This is a genomic window from Chryseobacterium daeguense DSM 19388, from assembly GCF_000430825.1.
In the GTDB taxonomy this organism is placed as follows: Bacteria; Bacteroidota; Bacteroidia; order Flavobacteriales; family Weeksellaceae; genus Chryseobacterium; species Chryseobacterium daeguense.
On record NZ_AUMT01000001.1, the window covers coordinates 380,558 to 399,011 of the forward strand.

Sequence of the window (18,454 nt, forward strand, 5' to 3'; positions counted from 1 at the left end):
AATTTTCGGGATTTTCTTTTCTATGTATGACTGATTACATCGGGACTTGCTCATCGCCGCCTGCATCATTGGCATTAATGTCTTTTTTCTTCTTAGGCTGCTCGATTTTCTCTCCCTGCTTGAATCTGTAAGTGAAAGAAAGCGCAAACTGTCTGGGCTGCCACTGCATATAAGAGTCTCTTACGCTGTTTGCAGTATAAGTAGTAGATCTCATTGCTCTGGTATTAAAAATATCCTGGATATTGAACGAAATGGTAGCATTTCCATTCCAGATGGTTTTTGAAGCCCCAAAATTGATAGCGTACATATCTTTTCTATCCTGATAAGCTGTTTTCTGACCTCCTCTGTAGAATCCTTGAAACTGGAAGCTTAAAGTTTTATCCACCTTTACTGTAGTGGTAAGTCTTGCTCTTGTCGAGAAACCTTTACCTTCGAAGTTTGCGACAGCCTGTATAGGGTTTAGATTTTGATCGTAGGTATCGTAAACAGTACTTCCTTTTGTATTATATCCAAATACATCTACATTTCCTAAGAATTTTAGCCAGCTTGTAGCATCCCAGTTGAAGTTTAGATCTAAACCAAAACGATCATCAGTTCCCAGGTTAATCGGTTTGGTATGGGATTCCACTACTTTAGGAAAAAGGATGTTTCCATTTTCATCTTCTGCTAATTTATTGTACACAAGCATCTTCGTATCGTCAGTCTGATGTCTGTAATATAATGTAGGGTTAATTGTAAATTTCTTCTTGGAAATACTGTATCCAAATTCGTATGAATCTACATAAGAAGGGTTCAAATCAATATTACCGTCAAAAATATTCTGGTTATCATTATAATTTGGGTTCGGAATCATGAAGAATGATCTCGGACGGTCAATTCTTCTTGTATAATTTAATAAAAACTGATTGTCTTTAGCAATTTCATAGCTTAAATAAACACTTGGGAATAAATTGTTGTAATTTTTCGTAGTGTTGATTGCTGGTTTGTTAGCAACTAAGTTTTTGTAAAAAATGTCGACATTGGAAAGCTCGTCTCTCAATCCCACCTGATAGCCAAGTCTGCCGATTTTACTTTTAAACTGTAGATAGAAAGCATTAAAAGTTTCTTTATAGGTAGCATCGTAAGTATAAAGTGGTAAAAATGATAAAACAGGCGCCGAATTTGTACTTTGCTGTACATCGTTGCTATAGTCGTTATTGTTGATATCAAGTCTGTAGCCGGCTTCCAATTTTGAATTTTCACCAATTGGTAACTCATAATCAGCTTTACCAATAACTGTTTTGTTGATGGTATGTTGATTAATGATGTTTCGCAACCCGTCACGGGTGTCATCAATATCGGTATCATTGTATGATCTGCTTCTCTGTAAACTTAGCGATAATGACAAATTCTGTCCTTTGTCGTCAAATTTATGGTCTAATCCGAAGTCACCCTGAAAAGCAAGGTTATTGTTTCTTCCGAAAGTGCTTCTGTTTGATGTATAGAAGGGATCCACCAAAGGAGTATAGCTATAATCAATATTACCGAAATTTTCACTGTCGAATGTTCTTACTGTTCCCGAAGCGTTTACGGAAGTTTTGTCTGTAATATCATATACAATACCTGCAGAAGCATTGTAATTATCATTTTTACTTTTGTTTTCAGAATCTGTATTTCTTCTTACAAGGGCGTCATCTAAAATTGCATTTGTAAAATAGTCATCATTTCTGCTGGTATTTTTAGATTCCCTGTATCCGCCGCCGCCATTCAGGAACCATGTGAAGTTTCCTTTTCTCCAGCTTAGGTTGGTATTCAGGTTGGTTTGTGGCAGATATCCTACGGTTCCCGTAACACTACCGTTGAAACCAGTTTTTTTGTTTTTCTTTAAAATAATATTTAGAATACCAGCTGTTCCGCTCGCCTCAAATTTTGAAGAAGGGTTGGTAATCACCTCAATTCTTTCAATCTGGTCTGCAGGAATACTTTGAAGCGCATTAGCTCCGTCATCAATTCCCAGAAGAGCAGAAGGTTTTCCGTTAATTAAAAATCTAACGTTTGAACTTCCTCTCATGGAGACTGTACCATCCGTATCTACAGAAACCGAAGGCACATTAGAAAGCACATCCTGAAGGTTTCCTCCTTTACTTACGATATCCTGAGACGGGTCGTATGTTCTTTTATCTAATTCTACCTTATAAGGTTTTGTAGACTGGGCTGTAATGGTTACCCCTTGAATTTCAGTTGTCTTTGTATTGGTAGCGCTTACTTCAGGGTCAATGGAAAAAGCGCCGATGTTTCCTGCAGCTGTAATCTGCTTGTTCAGAACACTTTTTTTGTAATCGATTGCCTCAATTGAAATATCATAGTTTCCAGGGGCAAGATCTACTTTGTATTGTCCTTTTTCATCGGTAAGAGCTGCATCGCTGTATAATTTATTTGCTTTATTACTGAAGGTAACCGAAGCATAAGGAACAGGCTGGTTATTTTTATTGACTACCGATCCTGAAATACCTACCTTTTCCTGTGCAAAAGCCAGTGCTGCTGCCGAAATTACAAAAGTAAGCCCTAAGGTTTTTTTTGTAAAAATGTTAAAGATTTCCGTCTGATTCATAAGGTATTTTTTGTGTAAAATCATAAAAGATTTAATCTTAATATTACGAAATCGTTAAACTTATTAATTTCAAAATATTAAGGCTGATTTATTATTTGTAACTATATATGTCGCTTTAAAAAGCTAAATGTTAATTATTAATTTGTTAAAATAAAGTTAAATTTATTTTCTATTTTATATTTTTAGAATTCAGCCAGTCCTGGTACGCTTTTGCGTTGATGGCATGCTGCTCTGCGCTGGCCGTAAATTTGTGATAACCAAACCTTGCCGGATCCGCGCACATGAAGATGTAATCATTCTTTTCAGCATCTAAAACTGCATCTACAGAATTTTTATCTACCACACAGATCGGTCCCGGAGGAATGCCTGCATTGGCGTAGGTGTTGTAAGGCGAAGGTGTTGTTAAATGCTTGTATAAAACCCTTTTTATAGGTTCCTTAAAATTTGTCTGTTTATTGATCGCGTATATTACCGTAGGGTCAGATTGCAGTTTCATGCCTTTTCTGTAACGGTTCAGGTAGAGCCCGGCGATGGTTTTCATCTCATCCTTTTTACCTCCTGATTCTTTATAAACAATGGAAGCAAGGGCATAAATCTGGTCTCTCGTAAGGCCGGACTGCTGCTCTTTAGCTTTTCTTTCACTGTTCCAGAACTCGTTGTACTGGTCATCAAATTTCTTGAAAAATTCTTTCGGGGTTACCGTCCAGAAAAAATTATAAGTATCAATAAAGAAATATTTTTTAAGATCTTCAGCGTTTTTGTAGCCTTTTTCAAGGGCGATTGCATTAAGATCGTTCATGAATTTTAAAGAATCCAGCTCTGTTTTTTTGGTTACCTTACCTACCATCTGGTAAATGTCTCCAAAATCACCAATTCTGAAACTATTCTCGGTTTGATTTCCTGCTTTTATCATATTTACAAGATTGGAGTTACCCATTCCTTTCTGAAAATGATAACGGCCCGGCTTGAAATATTTATCGAGATCTTTTTCTTTGGATACGGCTTCGAAAGATTCTTTATTATCCACATATTTGGCTGCAGAATCCAGGATTTGTTTGAAGCTCGCTTCATGAGGAATCAAAACATATCCGTCTTTTTCGATATTGTTCCCGTAATATTTATTATAAAATCTCAAACCTAAAAATCCTCCTATCACAACAACAAGAAGGATAACAATGAGAATAGCTTTTTTCATTTATTATTTGATTAAAAGTTTCTGTTTTTAAAACTGTTTATATTTATACTGTTAATTTCCTTAATATAAATAAACTTTGTTTATTCTTTATTTTAAACATTAAGAATTTAAGCGTTTAAAATATTGCTAAAATTAAGAATCAATAAATTGCTTTTTTAAAGTTCATTAAGCATAAATCTTAATTCCTTAATGTTTTAAATATTTATCAAAAAATTTAAACAGACTAAATAAGATCAATTTTTCCTTTAAAAACCTGTTTTGCAGGACCTTCCAGCCAGATGTTCTGGAAAGAATTTCCGCTTTTTTCAGCATATACTTTAAGATTTCCACCTAAAGTTTTAACTTTTACAGAAATTAGATTGTTATTTTGCAGAAAAGTTAAAGCCGAAGCTGTAACTCCTGTTCCGCAGCTGTATGTTTCGTCCTCAACACCTCGTTCATAGGTTCTTACGAAAATTTCATCATCCGTAATTTTTTCCACAAAGTTCACATTGATTCCTTTTTCCTTATAATTTTCGGAATTTCTGATGTCTTTTCCTTGTGCGAAAACATTGTAATTCACCAAATCTTCAACATATTTTACGTAATGTGGCGAGCCGGTATTCATTACCGTATCCGTTCCGTCATTGGAAATGGCTTTTACATCGCTCATTTTTAATTTTACAATCCCGTTGTGGATTTCAGCTTCATGCTCACCATCTATGGCAATAAATTTACAGTTTCCTTCAAAAATATCAAGGAAAAAAGCAAATGCAACCGAGCATCGGGCGCCATTGCCGCAAAAGCTTTTCGAACCGTCTGAATTATAATAATCAACTTCAAAATCATAGCCTTCTGCAGTATTGATTTTAATAAGACCGTCTGCACCAATTCCGAAACGGCGGTCACAAAGTTTTTGGATATCGGGAATTGAAAGATCATTCCATTCTCCGGAACGGTTGTCTATCATTACGAAATCATTTCCTGTACCCTGATATTTATAGAATTCCATATCTTGATTTAATATTTGCTTAAAAATTAATTTTTTTAACCATAAAAGAGACAAAGATATTTTCAGTATTATTTAGTAGAAACAAAAAATTCTCAAAAAGAATAAAAATCAAAGATTTTTTTAAACTAATGTGGTTAATAATAAACTTAAAATAACTAATGTGTTAATCTTTTGTTTTCTTTTATGGTTGAAAGTTTAATATTCTGCTTAAAATTGAACATGCAAAATTACTACAATTAAAACAAAAACGAACAGTGTTAGCTGTCCGTTCTCTTATTTATAATCGTTATTATCTAAATCCGCCTCCGCTTCTGTTCGAGTTGTTATTCTGCTGAGAAGAAGATGAGTTCTGCTGGGAGCTGGACCCGGAATTTCTAAATCCGCCGCTGTTTGAATTCGAGCTGCTGTTATTAGACGAATTGTTCCTGAAGCTGCCACTGTTCGAACTGCTGCTGTTGGAAGAATTATTTCTGAATCCGCTGTTGGAATTTCCGTTGGAAGAGTTATTTCTAAAACCTCCGCTGTTATTCTGGGGTCTCTGGGTATTCTGTTGATTTCTGAAGCTGCCGTTATTTTGCCCGCTGTTCTGTCTGAATCCGCCGTTGTTTGAGTTTCCTCTGAAACCGTTATTCGGTCTTGCGGAAGTCGTACCACCGGATGATCTTCTTTCTACATATACCTTTCTTCTTGAGTTATTATAATCGTAGTAATAATAAGGTACTCCGTTGTCGTAATAGTAATTAACATCATTTCGGTAATAATACCCGTCATTCCCCCAATATCCGCCATTACCATAATATCCCTGAGGAGCATAATAATATCCGTTATTGTAATAAGGGTCTCCATAACCGCCACCGGCATAAGGATCGGAATAAACCGCACAAGATGTTAAACTAGCGATAGTTATGATGCTAAATGCTATTTTAAATAAATTTTTCATGACTTTTTATAAACTTTTTTTCTTTAAACTTTTTTTCCAATTAAGGTATCCGAGGATAGCCATTATAGTAAATACCAAATATTGCACCGAAGTGATTCCAAGTCCCTTATAAATCATCATCGGCATGCAAATAAAATCTCCGATGATCCAGAAAATCCAGTTCTCAATGCGCCTTTTGGCCATAAACCACATCCCGACTAAAAATATTGAAGTGGTTGCCACATCCATCCAGTTTCCCCAATCCAGATGATACAGCCCCAGGTTAGCACCTTCCATAGAAAACTGATTATCAATATAAGGTTTGTAATAATAGATTACAGTTACTAAGATTAAACTTAAGGCAAAAAGTAAAATCCCGTACCCCCATTCTTTTTTTGTAGTCCATGTAACATCCACATGAACGTGATCTTTTGAGTTCTTTGCCCAGAGAACCCATCCATATACACTCATTACAGTATAATAGACGTTAATCATACAGTCTCCCAGCAATCCGAAGTTAAATAATATATAAACATAAATAAGCGTAGAGACAATACCGGTAGGGTAAACCCAGATATTTTTTTTGATGGAAAAATAGACGCTCAGAATCCCGAATACTGATGCAAATGATTCTAGGAAAATCTGAAGCAAAGTGTAGCTTTCATAGGGCTTTACGAAAAGATCGTATACATTCATGTGATCAAAAATAAACAAAAATTCAGACACCTGAAAATGATTTAAATATTATGAAAATCAGTTTTTTAAATTTTTTCTTTTAAAATAAATGATTAAAGTTTATGAATAAACGTTAAGGTTTCTAAAATTTTTATATTTTCGTAAATCTTTAATAAATAATAAAATATGTCAAAAATTTGGGTTAAAAAACCAATGAGCGCGTATGAGGCTGATATCAAAAAGAGCCAGCTGAAGCGTGTTTTAGGAAAATGGAGCCTTACTGCTATTGGGATCGGAGCTATTATAGGTGGAGGAATCTTTGTACTTACAGGAACGGGAGCTTATTATAATGCAGGACCTGCATTGGCGCTTTCTTTCGTAATTGCGGGGATTGCTTGCGTGTTTGCCGCTCTATGCTATGCGGAGTTTGCTTCTATTCTTCCGGTTGAAGGTTCTGCTTATGCGTATGCATACGGAACGGTGGGGGAGATTTTCGCCTGGATCATCGGATGGGGATTGATTTTGGAGTATGCTATGGGTTCAATGACGGTCGCCGTTTCTTGGTCCGGATACTTTGGTAAGCTCCTCAAAATGTTTGGGCTGCACCTTCCGGATTATCTTACTACGGATCCTCAAACGTATATTGCAGCCGGAAACTCAGGTTTTTCAATGAATTTACCTGCATTTTTGATCGTGTTATTTGTAATTTCGATACTTTTAAGAGGAACAAAGGGTGCTGCTAAAGCCAATAACTTTATCGTAATCCTTAAAGTTTCCGCTATTATATTCGTGATTATTGCCGGAGCTTTCTTCATCAACCCGGAAAACTGGACACCTTTCATTCCTGAGCCTACGGTAATTACAGAAAACGGGGTTTCCCACACAGCCTACGGTCTGGGCGGGGTGGTAGCCGGAGCTTCTGCTATTTTCTTTGCTTATGTAGGATTCGATGCGGTTTCCACGCAGGCAGGTGAAGCTATTAATCCTAAGAAAGATGTACCTTTTGCTATCATTGCTTCATTGATTATCTGTACACTTTTATATATTTTAGTATCTCTTGTTTTAACGGGGATGATGCATTATACAGACTTTAACCCGCTTGGGAAATATCCTGATGCCATTAAAGCACCGGTAGCGTATGCATTTGATATTGCAGGCCAGGCTTGGGCCGGATATATCATTACAATTGCTGCAACGGTTGGTTTGATTTCTGTATTGATGGTAATGATCATGGGACAGTCCAGAATTTTCTTAGGAATGTCTAAAGATGGTTTGATACCTTCTACATTTGCAAAAGTAAATCCTGAAACAGGGGTTCCAAGAAAAAACCTTATCATTTTAGGAATTGTAATCTCTGTTATTGCTTCTTTAACACCAATTAATGACCTTGCTCACATGACGAGTTTCGGAACACTATTCGCGTTTACAATGGTTTGTGTTGCAGTTTGGGTATTAAGAGTAAAAGAACCGAACCTGCAGAGAAACTTCAAAGTTCCTGCATTGCCGGTAATTGCCTGTGCGGGTATTGCGATCAACGTTTATCTGATTATCAACTTAAGCAAAGAGGCACAAATGTATTCTCTGGCGTGGCTGGCAATCGGGTTTGTGATTTATTTCCTTTACAGTAAAAAACACTCTAAGCTTCAAAACGGAGGCTACGGTGAAACTTTCAAGGCAGAGCAGGAGCCTTTGGAAAAACCAGATTTAGATTTATAAAAAATATACATTTAAAATCCACAGAATTCTGTGGATTTTTTATTTTTGTTTAATTATGAAAAAGATTTTACCATTTTTATTCTTTTTTCTGGGCGTATTTTCATTTGCCCAGCAAATTGAAAGCTTTGAAACAATATTTAACGATAAAATCAGCATCCGCGCATTGGAAATCTATGACAACAAAGTCTGGTACAGCGGAACAGATTCTAAATTCGGTTTTATTGATTTAAAAAATAAAAGCCATCAAAAACAGATTAAGTTATCCGAAAAGAAACTGCAGTTTCGCACATTAGCTCAGGATAAGAATTCATTTTATGCCATAAATATTGAGAGCCCGGCTTATTTTTTTAAGATTGATAAAAAAAGTTTAAAGCATGAAATTGTTTATACCGATACTGCTAAAGCGGCTTTTTATGATGCTTTGGCTTTTTCCGGAAATAAAGGCATAGCTCTGGGAGATCCTTACGGAAAATGTATGAATATTGTCAAGACAGAAGATGGCGGAAAAAACTGGAAGGTTTTATCATGTGAAAAACCATTCGAAATTGAGGAAGGTGAGGCTGCTTTCGCTGCAAGCAATACAAATATCTTTATTCATAATAATGAGTTCTGGTTTGTAACGGGAGGTAAAAAATCAAGACAGTTTTATTCTTATGATATGGGTAAAAAGCTCTTTGGTAAAGAAGTTCAGTTTGTAAACGGAACTTCTTCTACAGGAATTTATTCTATGGATATGGATCCTGTTACAAGATTTGGGATTGCTGTCGGTGGAGATTATACAAAACAAGAGGCAAACATCAATAATATTGCTACAACAAACAATGGCGGTGAAACCTGGCAAATCCAGGCTTCGGGCAAAAATGCGGGCTATACTACTTGTGTAAAAATAAAACCCGGTTCAAAAGGAAAAGAAATTATTGCAGTGGGCGATCAGCATATCAGCTATTCTTCAGATTTTGGAAAAACATGGAAGAAAATTTCTGATGAAAAAGGATTTTTTGTTTGTGAATGGGTTGATGGAAATACACTTGTTCTTGCCGGAAAAGATAAGGTTTCTTTGATGAAATTAAAATTTTAAATGTAAATTAAAGGTACTTCTCTGTAAAACGTTTTTCGATATTTGTTTGGTTAAATTTTAAATACAATTTTTTAAATGAGAAATTTGAAAATATTCCTGCTGCTTATACTTCCTGCTTTTTTTTATACACAAAAAATAAGAGTTTTCATTCTTGCCGGACAATCGAACATGAATGGCTTCGGGTATAATAAAGATCTTCCGAATGATTTAAAAACTTTTAAAGATGTCTATATTTTTCAAGGAAATTCTGTTCCGGACGGTGATTTAAACGGGGGAATAGGAAAATGGGATATTTTAAAACCCGGGAACGGAACCGGATTTAAAACCGATGGAAAAACCAATGTGCTTTCAGACAGGTTCGGTTTAGAGCTTTCTTTCGCAAAAAAAATGAAAGAGCTTTTCCCGAATGACAAAATTGCATTAATAAAATACGCCAGGGAAGGAACTTCAATTGATACTTTAGCTGGTGCGAACTTTGGTTGCTGGGATGCCGATTTCAAAGGCAAAAACGGAATTAATCAATACGATAACTTTTTAAAAACCGTAAAAAATGCTTTAGCAGAAACAGATATTGATGGCAACGGTAAAAAAGATGAGATCATTCCGTCCGGAATCCTTTGGATGCAGGGTGAAGGCGATGCAAGCTACACCGAAGAAATTGCAAATAATTATTACAATCATTTGAAAATCTTAATGAATCAAATGAGAGCAGCTTTACTCACAGACGATTTACCTGTAGTTATCGGAAAAATATCAGACTCAGGGAAAAATGAAAGGGGAAAAGTGTGGCCAGCAGGTGAGCTGGTGCAATATGCTCAGGAAAAATTTGTTAAAAATGATAAAAAAGCAGCAATTATTCGTTCGACCGTAAAATACAATTATGGAAACGATCCATGGCATTATGACAGCGCAGGTTATATTGATTTAGGGAAGAATTTCGCGGAAGCGGTATTTAGACTCATTATAAAATAATTAGGATAGATAAAGCCTAATATAATTCATGATTTAAAATTCAGAAGTTATAGCTAATTTTGCAATGCGAAATTCACTGTAGAATTTTCTTATAAATTTAAAATTTTAATGAATTCTTTAATAGATAAATATAATATTCCCGGCCCCCGTTACACATCTTATCCTACAGTTCCTTATTGGGACGAAAGTTCTTTTTCTCCGGAACAATGGAAGCAGAGTGTGATCAGGACCTTTAAGGAAACCAATGCAGAAGAGGGAATTTCTATCTATATTCACCTGCCTTTCTGCGAGGCATTATGTACTTTTTGTGCGTGCCACAAACGCATTACGAAACAGCACAGCGTAGAAATTCCTTACCTTGAAAGCGTGTTGAAAGAGTGGCAGCTGTACCTTCGGCTGTTTAATGAAAAACCGAAGCTGAAAGAGCTGCATCTAGGGGGAGGTACGCCTACTTTTTTTTCGCCTCAAAATTTAAAAACCTTATTGGAAGGGATTTTTGAAACGGTGGAAATTGCAGAACATCAGGAATTTTCTTTCGAAGGGCATCCGAATAATACTACAAGAGAACATCTTCAAACGTTATATGATCTGGGTTTCAGAAGGGTAAGCTTCGGGGTTCAGGATTATGATCCGAAGGTTCAGAAGGCTATCAACAGGATTCAGCCTTTCGAAAATGTGCAGAGAGTGACGGAATGGGCTAAAGAGATTGGTTACAGAGGAATCAGTCATGACCTGGTTTTCGGACTTCCTCACCAGACCTGGGAAGCCATGGAATATACCATCCGCAAGACCATGGAGCTAAAACCTGATCGTCTGGCGTTCTATTCTTATGCTCATGTTCCGTGGGTAAAAGGTGTCGGGCAAAGGGGTTTCGATGAAAATGACCTTCCGAGTGGTGAAGAAAAGCGCCGTTTGTATGAAGATGGTAAAAAATTATTGGAAGATTTAGGATATATTGAGGTTGGGATGGACCATTTTTCTCTGGAGCATGATGATCTGTACCAATCGTTGATTCATAAAAAGCTGCACCGTAATTTTATGGGCTATACTTCCAGCAAAACCCAGCTGATGGTAGGGCTTGGAATGTCTGCTATTTCAGATTCCTGGTATGCTTTTGCCCAAAATGTGAAAACGGTGGAGGAGTATCAGAAAATGGTTGAGGAGGGCGAAATTCCGGTTGTTAAAGGACATATCCTGAATGAAGAGGACCTTACTGTAAGAAGACATATCCTGAATTTAATGTGTCAGCTTGAAACGACTTTTGATGTAAATAATTCTTTCCCGGAATTAGAAAACGCATTGGAAATGCTGAAGGAAATGGAAAGGGATGAGCTTGTGGAAATCAATGGACATCATGTTCAGATTACAGAAAAGGGAAGAGCTTTTACAAGAAATGTAGCAATGGTTTTTGACCTGAGAATGATGAGGAATAAGCCGGAAACAAGAATTTTTTCAATGACGATATAATTTTTTAAACAGCTATTAAACTTAATTTATGTTTAAAAAAAGAATATGTAAAATGAATTTTTAATTGTAGAATTAATAAAATTTCATCAGTTTTTTTCATTTTGCATTATTTAAAAAGCCCCAACCAAAAGATTGAGGCCAATAAATATTTAAAATATTTTTACTTGATAATTAGTTTCTGACTGTAAGATTTAAGGTCTCCGGATTTTAAATTAATAAAATAAACCCCGGCTGGAAGACCTGAAATATTAATGCTGTTGTCATTTTCTATTTTTGCCGATTCTATTACTTTTCTACCCTCGAAATTGATGATTTCAGCGGAAATATTCTTGTCTTTTAAGCCTTCAATGAAAACTTTTTCTGAGGCAGGATTTGGATGAATTTTTATCTGACTTAAATTTTCGTTTTCCTGCGTTCCAAGCGTTGTGGAAGTTACCCTGAATATTTTACCGTTGTTGACCGCAGCTACAAAGAGTTCATTTTGATTATTCACCCCAAAAGTTGAAAAATTATTGCCTGAAAATGCTGTTGTCCAGGTAATTGAATTGTCATTATTCAAGATTCCGATTTGTGTAGAGCAGTAATCCGCAAAAACATATTTGCCCTGTAAGGCCGGATATTGTGTTCCTCTGTAAACGTAACCTCCTGTTATAGAACATTTTCCTCCAGAGTGGTCATAAACGGCAACAGGAAAGGTCATTGTTGATTGTGCAGCACAGCCTGCAGTATTGTAAGTGTTGTTACCTTCATAACACCTCCACCCGTAATTAACTCCGGCCTGCGTAAGGGGAACCCTGTTGATTTCTTCAAATTGTCCCTGTCCTACATCTGCGATCATGACGTTTCCGGAAACAGTATCGAAATTGAATTTCCAGGCATTCCTCAATCCGTAAGCCCAGACTTCATCTGCTCCGTCTACCCCTACAAAAGGATTTCCCGGAGGAATATTGTAAGGCCCTGTAGAATTAATATCCAGCCTTAATAATTTTCCTAAAAGTGAGTTTTTGTTCTGAGCATTATTGTTCGGGTCTCCACCGCTGCCTCCGTCTCCCGTTACGATCCATAAATTGCCGTCCGGAGCAAAATGAATGCTTCCTCCATTATGATTATCAAACGGTTTGGATTGATTAATGATGATTTTTTCAGTAGCCGGATCTGCTACATCGGGATTAGAGCTTCTGGTATACCGCGCCACCGTAATATTGCCGTCTGTGTCATTATAATACACAAAAAAATACCCATTGGTAGAGTATTGCGGATGAAATGCCAGTCCTAATAAGCCTCTTTCACCACCGTAGGTGATCTTTGAGCTTATATTCAGGAAGTTGGTGGGATTTACTGCGCCATTAGGCTGTACAATCTTAATGATACCGTTCTGCTGAACCACAAACAGCCGGCTGTCATTGGCATTTACAATCTCAACAGGGGCTGTAAAACCGGTGGCAAATTCTTGCAGCGTAATATTCTGCGCGTGGAAAGTAATACAGGAAAAAAGACCTGCAAAAAAAAGTAGTTTTTTCATAATATTTTGATATTTAGTGTATTAAACAGAATGAAAATTTCATACCAATTAATCTTTGAAAAATTCATTATAATCTGCCGGAAAAATTATTAAATCTGAAATAAAAATAAGAATGCCGATATATCTGAAAATAAACGATTTCTGTTGTTAAAAAATTCATAAAATACAAGAAAATGATTATATTTGCCGACTTAATTTAACGTAGTTATAACAAAATGCAAGGAAAAGGACTTATTACAATTGTTGCTATTGTACTAGGGTTGATTTGCTTAAATGAGCTATTACCAACCTGGTACGCCAGCAAAATTGAATCGCAGATTGAAGCTGCGAACGGAAACGAGAAGGAGATCAAACGATTGAAGGAAGATACTCTGAATCTTGGTTACACAAAGCTTTATTACACAAAAGCCAAAGACAAGGAAATGAAGCTTGGTCTTGACCTTAAGGGCGGTATCAACGTGCTTTTGGAGATCAACCAGAGAGATCTTGTGAATGATTTAACGAATTATTCTACAAATCCTGTTCTTATTGAAGCTTTAAACAAGACTGATGAAGTACAGAAGAATTCCACAAAATCTTACATCGACAATTTCTTTGATCAGTTCGATGCTGTTAACAAAGCTAAAGGTACCAATCTGAAGCTAGCAGATCCGGAAATTTTCGGAAATACCACTCTTTCTGAAGTGAAGTACAACACGCCTGATGATCAGGTGAAAAGCATTGTGAAAAGAAAAATTGATGCATCTGTAGGAACAGCTTTCGAGGTTATCAGAACGAGAATTGATAAGTTGGGAGCTATCCAGCCAAATGTTCAGAGAGTACCCGGTACTGCTAGAATTTCTGTGGAAATGCCTGGTATGAAGGACATCGACAAGGTGAAGAAGATGCTTCAGACTTCTGCAAAACTTCAATTCTGGGAAGTACAACAATATCCTGAAGTAGTGCCTTATTTCCAGACATTATCTACGATGGTAGCCATCAAAGGAGATTCTATGGGAGTGGCTAAAAATGTGAATTTTAATAATATTACACAGGGAGGAAAATCTATGAATCCTAGTGCTGTTGCAAGTGTAAAATTATCTGATACAGCTGCTGTAAATAAAATTTTAAATAGTAAGGTTGCACAGTCTTTACGTCCGGCAAACCTTAAATATACCCAATTCATGTGGGGTTATAAGCCTGATGCAGCAGATACTGAAAGCTTGGTATTATACGCTATCAGAGGAAATATAAACCAAAAAGCTCCGGTAGACGGATCTGTGGAAAAAGCAAGCATTACTTACGACGAGCTTGGAAGAGTGGAAGTAAGCATGCAGATGGATTCCAAAGGTGCAAAAGACTGGAAAACTTTAACAGAAAAAAATATTCAGAAACCGGTAGCTGTAACGCTTGATAACAGAGTGTACAGTGCACCGAACGTACAAAGTGTAATTCCTAACGGTAGTACAAGAATCTCGGGTAACTATACTCAGGAGGAAGCTCAGGAATTGGTAGACGTTTTGGGTGCCGGTAAATTACCTGCAGGTGCAAAAGTGGTTCAGGCTACTGTAGTAGGGCCGTCTTTAGGACAGGAATCTATTGATGCAGGTTTACTATCATTTATTATAGCATTCGGAATTATCATTGTGTATATCATTTTCTACTATGGCGGAGCTGGTGTATATGCGGTAATTGCAATGATTATCAACTTATTCTATATTTTCGGTATTATGGATTCCGGCGACTTTACGCTTACGCTTCCTGGTATCGCGGGTATCGTTCTTACGATGGCTGTTGCGGTTGATACGAACGTTATTATTTATGAAAGAACAAAAGAGGAATTATTCGCAGGAAAAAGTATTCTTGAAGCCTATAAGGATGGTTTCAAACATGCATTAAATGCAATTATTGACGGTCACTCCACTACATTCTTAACGGCTGTTGTATTGTTCTTCTTCGGAACAGGCCCTATTAAAGGTTTCGCATTAACGCTGATGATTGGTATTGCGATGACATTATTTACGTCTGTATTGCTTTCGAGAGTAATGATCTTCTCAAGATTAAGCAAAGGGAAAGGCCTTTCTGTATGGACTCTGGCTACGAAAAACCTTTTCAGAAATACATGGATAGATTTTATCGGAAAAAGAAAATATGCATATATTTTCTCAGCTGTTTTAACGGTGGTTTGCATCATTTCAATTGCTACACACGGCTTCAAATACGGTATCGACTTCACAGGGGGTAGAAACTACGTGGTAAGATTCGACAAGCCGGTGAAAGCTGAAGATATTGAGAGCAAATTAGTAACACTTTTTAAGACTGAAGACGGTAAAAACTCTTCCGTAGAAGCTAAAACTTACGGAAATGACAGCCAGCTGAAAATTTCTACAGATTACCTTATCGAAGATGAATCTTTAAAAGCTGACCAGATCATTGAACAAAAATTATTTGAAGGTTTAAAAACAAACCTACCTGCAAATATGACGTTGAAAGATTTCAAATCTGCTGACAAAGAACACGCAGGAATCATTTCTTCTGAGAAAGTAGGGCCTTCTGTAGCAGATGATATCAAAATTCATGGTATTTATGCAGTTTTAGGTGCATTGGGGATGATCTTTATCTATATCTTATTAAGATTTAGAAAATGGCAGTTCTCTCTTGGTGCGGTTGCTGCTTTGTTCCACGATGCGGTGATCATTTTGGGAGCGTATTCATTGCTTCACAAATATATGCCGTTCAACATGGAAATTAATCAGGATTTCATCGCTGCAATCCTTACGGTGCTGGGGTATTCAATCAACGATACGGTAATTATTTTCGACAGAATCAGAGAATATCTGAGAGAAAAGAAATCTGTTACATTGGCGGGATTATTTGATGATTCAATTTCCAGTACTTTGGGTAGAACGTTCAATACTTCATTTACTACAATCCTAGTAATCCTGGCGATCTTTATCTTCGGTGGAGATAACCTGAGAGGATTCATGTTTGCGATGTTAATCGGTATCGGATTCGGTACATATTCATCAATCTTCGTAGCTTCGGCTATTGCTTACGACTTCCTGAAAAAAGGTAAGGAAGAAGAAGTTCATGGTAAAACCACCACGAACAAAGAAGTACTTGCTTCAAAATAATTTATACTACAATAAATAAGAGAAAAGCCTTTCAATTTGAAAGGCTTTTTTTTGCCCGACAGCTTGTCATCCGCAATGATCTAAAAAAAATAATTATAGGTCCTTCGACTTCGCTCAGGATGGCAGCTCTAAAACTAACTGTTTTTAATCTTCATATTGTCATCCTGAGCGAAGTCGAAGGATATCAAAAAACATTATCATTAAACTATCAACTATCAATAAGAAACTATCAACAAGCAATAACACCAAAACTCACCAATTATATAATTTAGAATCATTATTTTTTCTGATTTGTTTACTTTTGCACAGTTATGGAAAACTCTAAGAAAAAAGCCGCTATTGGCTTCATATTTATTACATTACTGATTGATATTACGGGATGGGGGATTATCATTCCGGTGGTTCCGAAGCTTATTGAGGAACTTATTCATAGTGACATAAGTGAAGCTGCAAAATATGGCGGCTGGCTGGGTTTTGCTTATGCATTTACACAATTTATTTTCTCACCTGTTGTGGGAAACCTCAGTGACAAATACGGAAGAAGACCAATTATCCTGATTTCACTTTTCGGATTTGCTGTGGATTATATTTTCCTTGCTTTGGCTCCGACGATCTGGTGGCTGTTTCTGGGAAGAGTGATCGCAGGAATTACGGGAGCCAGTGTAACCACCGCAAGTGCTTATATTGCTGATATTTCTACAGATGAAGACCGTGCGAAGAATTTTGGCTTAATTGGTGCAGCATTCGGGCTTGGTTTTATTATCGGGCCGGTTTTAGGAGGTGTTTTAGGACATTACGGAGCGAGAGTTCCTTTCTATGCGGCGGCCGGACTTTGTTTATTGAACTTCCTTTACGGATATTTCATCCTTCCTGAAAGTTTGGATAAAGATAAAAGAAGAGAATTCAACTGGAAAAGAGCAAATCCTATCGGTTCATTTAAATTTTTAGGAAAACATCCTGAAATTTCAGGACTTATTGTATCATTAATTTTAATTTACATTGCAGGACACGCCGTTCAGAGTAACTGGAGCTTTTTTACAATGTATGAGTTTAGCTGGACAGAAAGAATGGTAGGAATCTCACTCGGAGTTGTGGGACTATTGGTTGGCCTTGTACAGGGAGGTCTCATCCGGTGGACAACCCCGAAATTAGGAGAACAGAAAAGCATTTATTATGGTCTGGCGCTTTATGCTGTAGGAATGCTGCTGTTTGCCTTTGCTACGCAGGGTTGGATGATGTTTGTATTTCTAATCCCTTATTGCCTGGGTGGAATCTGCGGGCCGGCTCTTCAATCCGTGATTACGAAAAGTGTTCCGTCTAACGAACAGGGAGAATTACAGGGCGCATTGACCAGCCTTATGAGCGCCACTTCAATCATCGGGCCGCCTATGATGACCAATTTATTTTACTTCTTTACCCATGATAAAGCACCGTTTAAGTTCTCGGGGGCACCATTTTTCCTGGCGTTTATATTAATGGCTATAAGTGTGGTTATCACTTACTTTAATTTTAAGAATAAAGAAATCAAAAAAGATTTATTGGAATAAAAATAAACCGAGACATCAGAGCGATGTCCCGATTTCATTGGAAATATAATGTTTGAAAGAATATCGGGAGATTAAATTTTTATCATTTTTTGATGAATGAAAAGTTAAGTTAAATCAATTTGATGTGAATTAATTATATATTAACTCTTATTTAAATAATGATGAATAGATGATGTTGGGATAAAAGTTTTAATTAAAATTATAGGAATAACCTCCAATAAACAACAAATAACTTTTAACTCTCATTCATAACCGTCTCTCTTTTCTTAAAATTTGTTTAAAATTGATAATTAACATAATACAATTGTATAAACTTTCGTAATTTTGTTCTCATGGAACTAAGCTTTGGAGAAATGGCGCTGATTGCTGTGGCAATCGTAGTATTATTCGGACCGGATAAACTTCCTCAGATTGCACGTGACTTGGGATCAGGTGTAAGAAAAATGCGTGGTGCGGTGGAAGATATCAAAACCGAAATAATGAAAGAAACTGATAACCCGGTTTCTGAAATAAAACGCGAAATAGAGAAAGTAAAGGACGCCGCAAAAGATTTCAACCCAATGAAAGATATTGAAAAAGATGTCCTTACCGAGCCCCAGGCTTCCAATGAACCTCCAAAACCAAAGCCTTCTGAAGATGAAACATACGAAGGGCCAGTAAGCAGATAGG

Annotated in this window: 12 protein-coding genes and 1 pseudogene; 7 read left to right on the forward strand and 6 right to left on the reverse strand. The window is 36.7% G+C overall.

Annotation, left to right across the window (positions count from 1 at the left end):
* Nucleotides 1-34 precede the first annotated feature (34 nt).
* From H560_RS0101880 to pnuC, 5 genes are all read right to left on the reverse strand, one after another.
* Nucleotides 35-2,590 (reverse strand): TonB-dependent receptor domain-containing protein, encoded by a 2,556-nt coding sequence (locus H560_RS0101880; protein ID WP_027378473.1) that lies wholly within the window; start codon nt 2,588-2,590, stop codon nt 35-37.
* A gap of 169 nt (nt 2,591-2,759) precedes the next feature.
* A complete protein-coding gene (mltG, locus tag H560_RS0101885) occupies nt 2,760-3,785 on the reverse strand; it encodes an endolytic transglycosylase MltG (RefSeq protein WP_027378474.1) in 1,026 nt (341 codons plus the stop codon).
* A gap of 223 nt (nt 3,786-4,008) precedes the next feature.
* Nucleotides 4,009-4,776 (reverse strand): diaminopimelate epimerase, encoded by a 768-nt coding sequence (dapF, locus tag H560_RS0101890; protein WP_027378475.1) that lies wholly within the window; start codon nt 4,774-4,776, stop codon nt 4,009-4,011.
* 289 nt (nt 4,777-5,065) lie between these two features.
* Nucleotides 5,066-5,716: a hypothetical protein gene (locus H560_RS0101895; protein WP_027378476.1), complete on the reverse strand. Its 651-nt coding sequence runs from the start codon at nt 5,714-5,716 to the stop codon at nt 5,066-5,068.
* Between the two features lie 6 nt (nt 5,717-5,722).
* Nucleotides 5,723-6,391, reverse strand: coding sequence for a nicotinamide riboside transporter PnuC (gene pnuC / locus H560_RS0101900; protein WP_027378477.1), 669 nt, complete (start codon nt 6,389-6,391; stop codon nt 5,723-5,725).
* A 165-nt stretch (nt 6,392-6,556) separates the two neighbouring features.
* On the opposite strand from pnuC, the gene H560_RS20940 reads away from it, so the two are divergent.
* From H560_RS20940 to hemN, 4 genes are all read left to right on the forward strand, one after another.
* Complete coding sequence (locus H560_RS20940; RefSeq protein WP_051289084.1) at nt 6,557-8,086, forward strand: APC family permease; 1,530 nt, start codon at nt 6,557-6,559, stop codon at nt 8,084-8,086.
* A gap of 55 nt (nt 8,087-8,141) precedes the next feature.
* Nucleotides 8,142-9,164 (forward strand): beta propeller repeat protein, encoded by a 1,023-nt coding sequence (locus H560_RS0101910; protein WP_027378478.1) that lies wholly within the window; start codon nt 8,142-8,144, stop codon nt 9,162-9,164.
* 75 nt (nt 9,165-9,239) lie between these two features.
* Entirely contained in the window at nt 9,240-10,136 is an 897-nt protein-coding gene (locus tag H560_RS0101915; RefSeq protein WP_051289086.1) for a sialate O-acetylesterase, read from the forward strand.
* Nucleotides 10,137-10,244: 108 nt separating this feature from the next.
* Nucleotides 10,245-11,603, forward strand: a complete 1,359-nt coding sequence (gene hemN, locus H560_RS0101920) for an oxygen-independent coproporphyrinogen III oxidase (protein ID WP_027378480.1) — start codon at nt 10,245-10,247, stop codon at nt 11,601-11,603.
* A gap of 160 nt (nt 11,604-11,763) precedes the next feature.
* Here the strand turns inward: hemN and H560_RS0101925 are convergent, their stop codons facing one another.
* Entirely contained in the window at nt 11,764-13,125 is a 1,362-nt protein-coding gene (locus H560_RS0101925) for a PQQ-dependent sugar dehydrogenase (RefSeq protein ID WP_027378481.1), read from the reverse strand.
* A 215-nt stretch (nt 13,126-13,340) separates the two neighbouring features.
* Between H560_RS0101925 and H560_RS0101930 the strand changes: the two genes are divergently transcribed.
* The 3 genes and pseudogenes from H560_RS0101930 (at nt 13,341) to H560_RS0101940 (ending at nt 18,453) form a co-directional block, all read left to right on the forward strand.
* Nucleotides 13,341-16,238: a protein translocase subunit SecDF gene (locus H560_RS0101930; RefSeq protein ID WP_027378482.1), complete on the forward strand. Its 2,898-nt coding sequence runs from the start codon at nt 13,341-13,343 to the stop codon at nt 16,236-16,238.
* Nucleotides 16,239-16,546: 308 nt separating this feature from the next.
* A pseudogene (locus H560_RS0101935) lies at nt 16,547-17,785 on the forward strand (TCR/Tet family MFS transporter); the annotation flags it as partial.
* 332 nt (nt 17,786-18,117) lie between these two features.
* A complete protein-coding gene (locus H560_RS0101940; RefSeq protein ID WP_027378484.1) occupies nt 18,118-18,453 on the forward strand; it encodes a Sec-independent protein translocase subunit TatA/TatB in 336 nt (111 codons plus the stop codon).
* The last annotated feature ends 1 nt before the right edge of the window (nt 18,454 follow it).

Bases quoted from the DNA above. Each gene is read 5' to 3' on its own strand.
- H560_RS20940 (WP_051289084.1), top strand. From the start codon at position 6,557: ATGTCAAAAATTTGGGTTAAAAAACCAATGAGCGCGTATGAGGCTGAT.
- H560_RS0101910 (WP_027378478.1), top strand. From the start codon at position 8,142: ATGAAAAAGATTTTACCATTTTTATTCTTTTTTCTGGGCGTATTTTCA.
- H560_RS0101880 (WP_027378473.1), bottom strand. From the start codon at position 2,590: ATGAATCAGACGGAAATCTTTAACATTTTTACAAAAAAAACCTTAGGG.
- dapF (WP_027378475.1), bottom strand. From the start codon at position 4,776: ATGGAATTCTATAAATATCAGGGTACAGGAAATGATTTCGTAATGATA.
- H560_RS0101930 (WP_027378482.1), top strand. From the start codon at position 13,341: ATGCAAGGAAAAGGACTTATTACAATTGTTGCTATTGTACTAGGGTTG.
- H560_RS0101940 (WP_027378484.1), top strand. From the start codon at position 18,118: ATGGAACTAAGCTTTGGAGAAATGGCGCTGATTGCTGTGGCAATCGTA.
- H560_RS0101925 (WP_027378481.1), bottom strand. From the start codon at position 13,125: ATGAAAAAACTACTTTTTTTTGCAGGTCTTTTTTCCTGTATTACTTTC.
- mltG (WP_027378474.1), bottom strand. From the start codon at position 3,785: ATGAAAAAAGCTATTCTCATTGTTATCCTTCTTGTTGTTGTGATAGGA.
- hemN (WP_027378480.1), top strand. From the start codon at position 10,245: ATGAATTCTTTAATAGATAAATATAATATTCCCGGCCCCCGTTACACA.
- pnuC (WP_027378477.1), bottom strand. From the start codon at position 6,391: ATGAATGTATACGATCTTTTCGTAAAGCCCTATGAAAGCTACACTTTG.
- H560_RS0101915 (WP_051289086.1), top strand. From the start codon at position 9,240: ATGAGAAATTTGAAAATATTCCTGCTGCTTATACTTCCTGCTTTTTTT.
- H560_RS0101895 (WP_027378476.1), bottom strand. From the start codon at position 5,716: ATGAAAAATTTATTTAAAATAGCATTTAGCATCATAACTATCGCTAGT.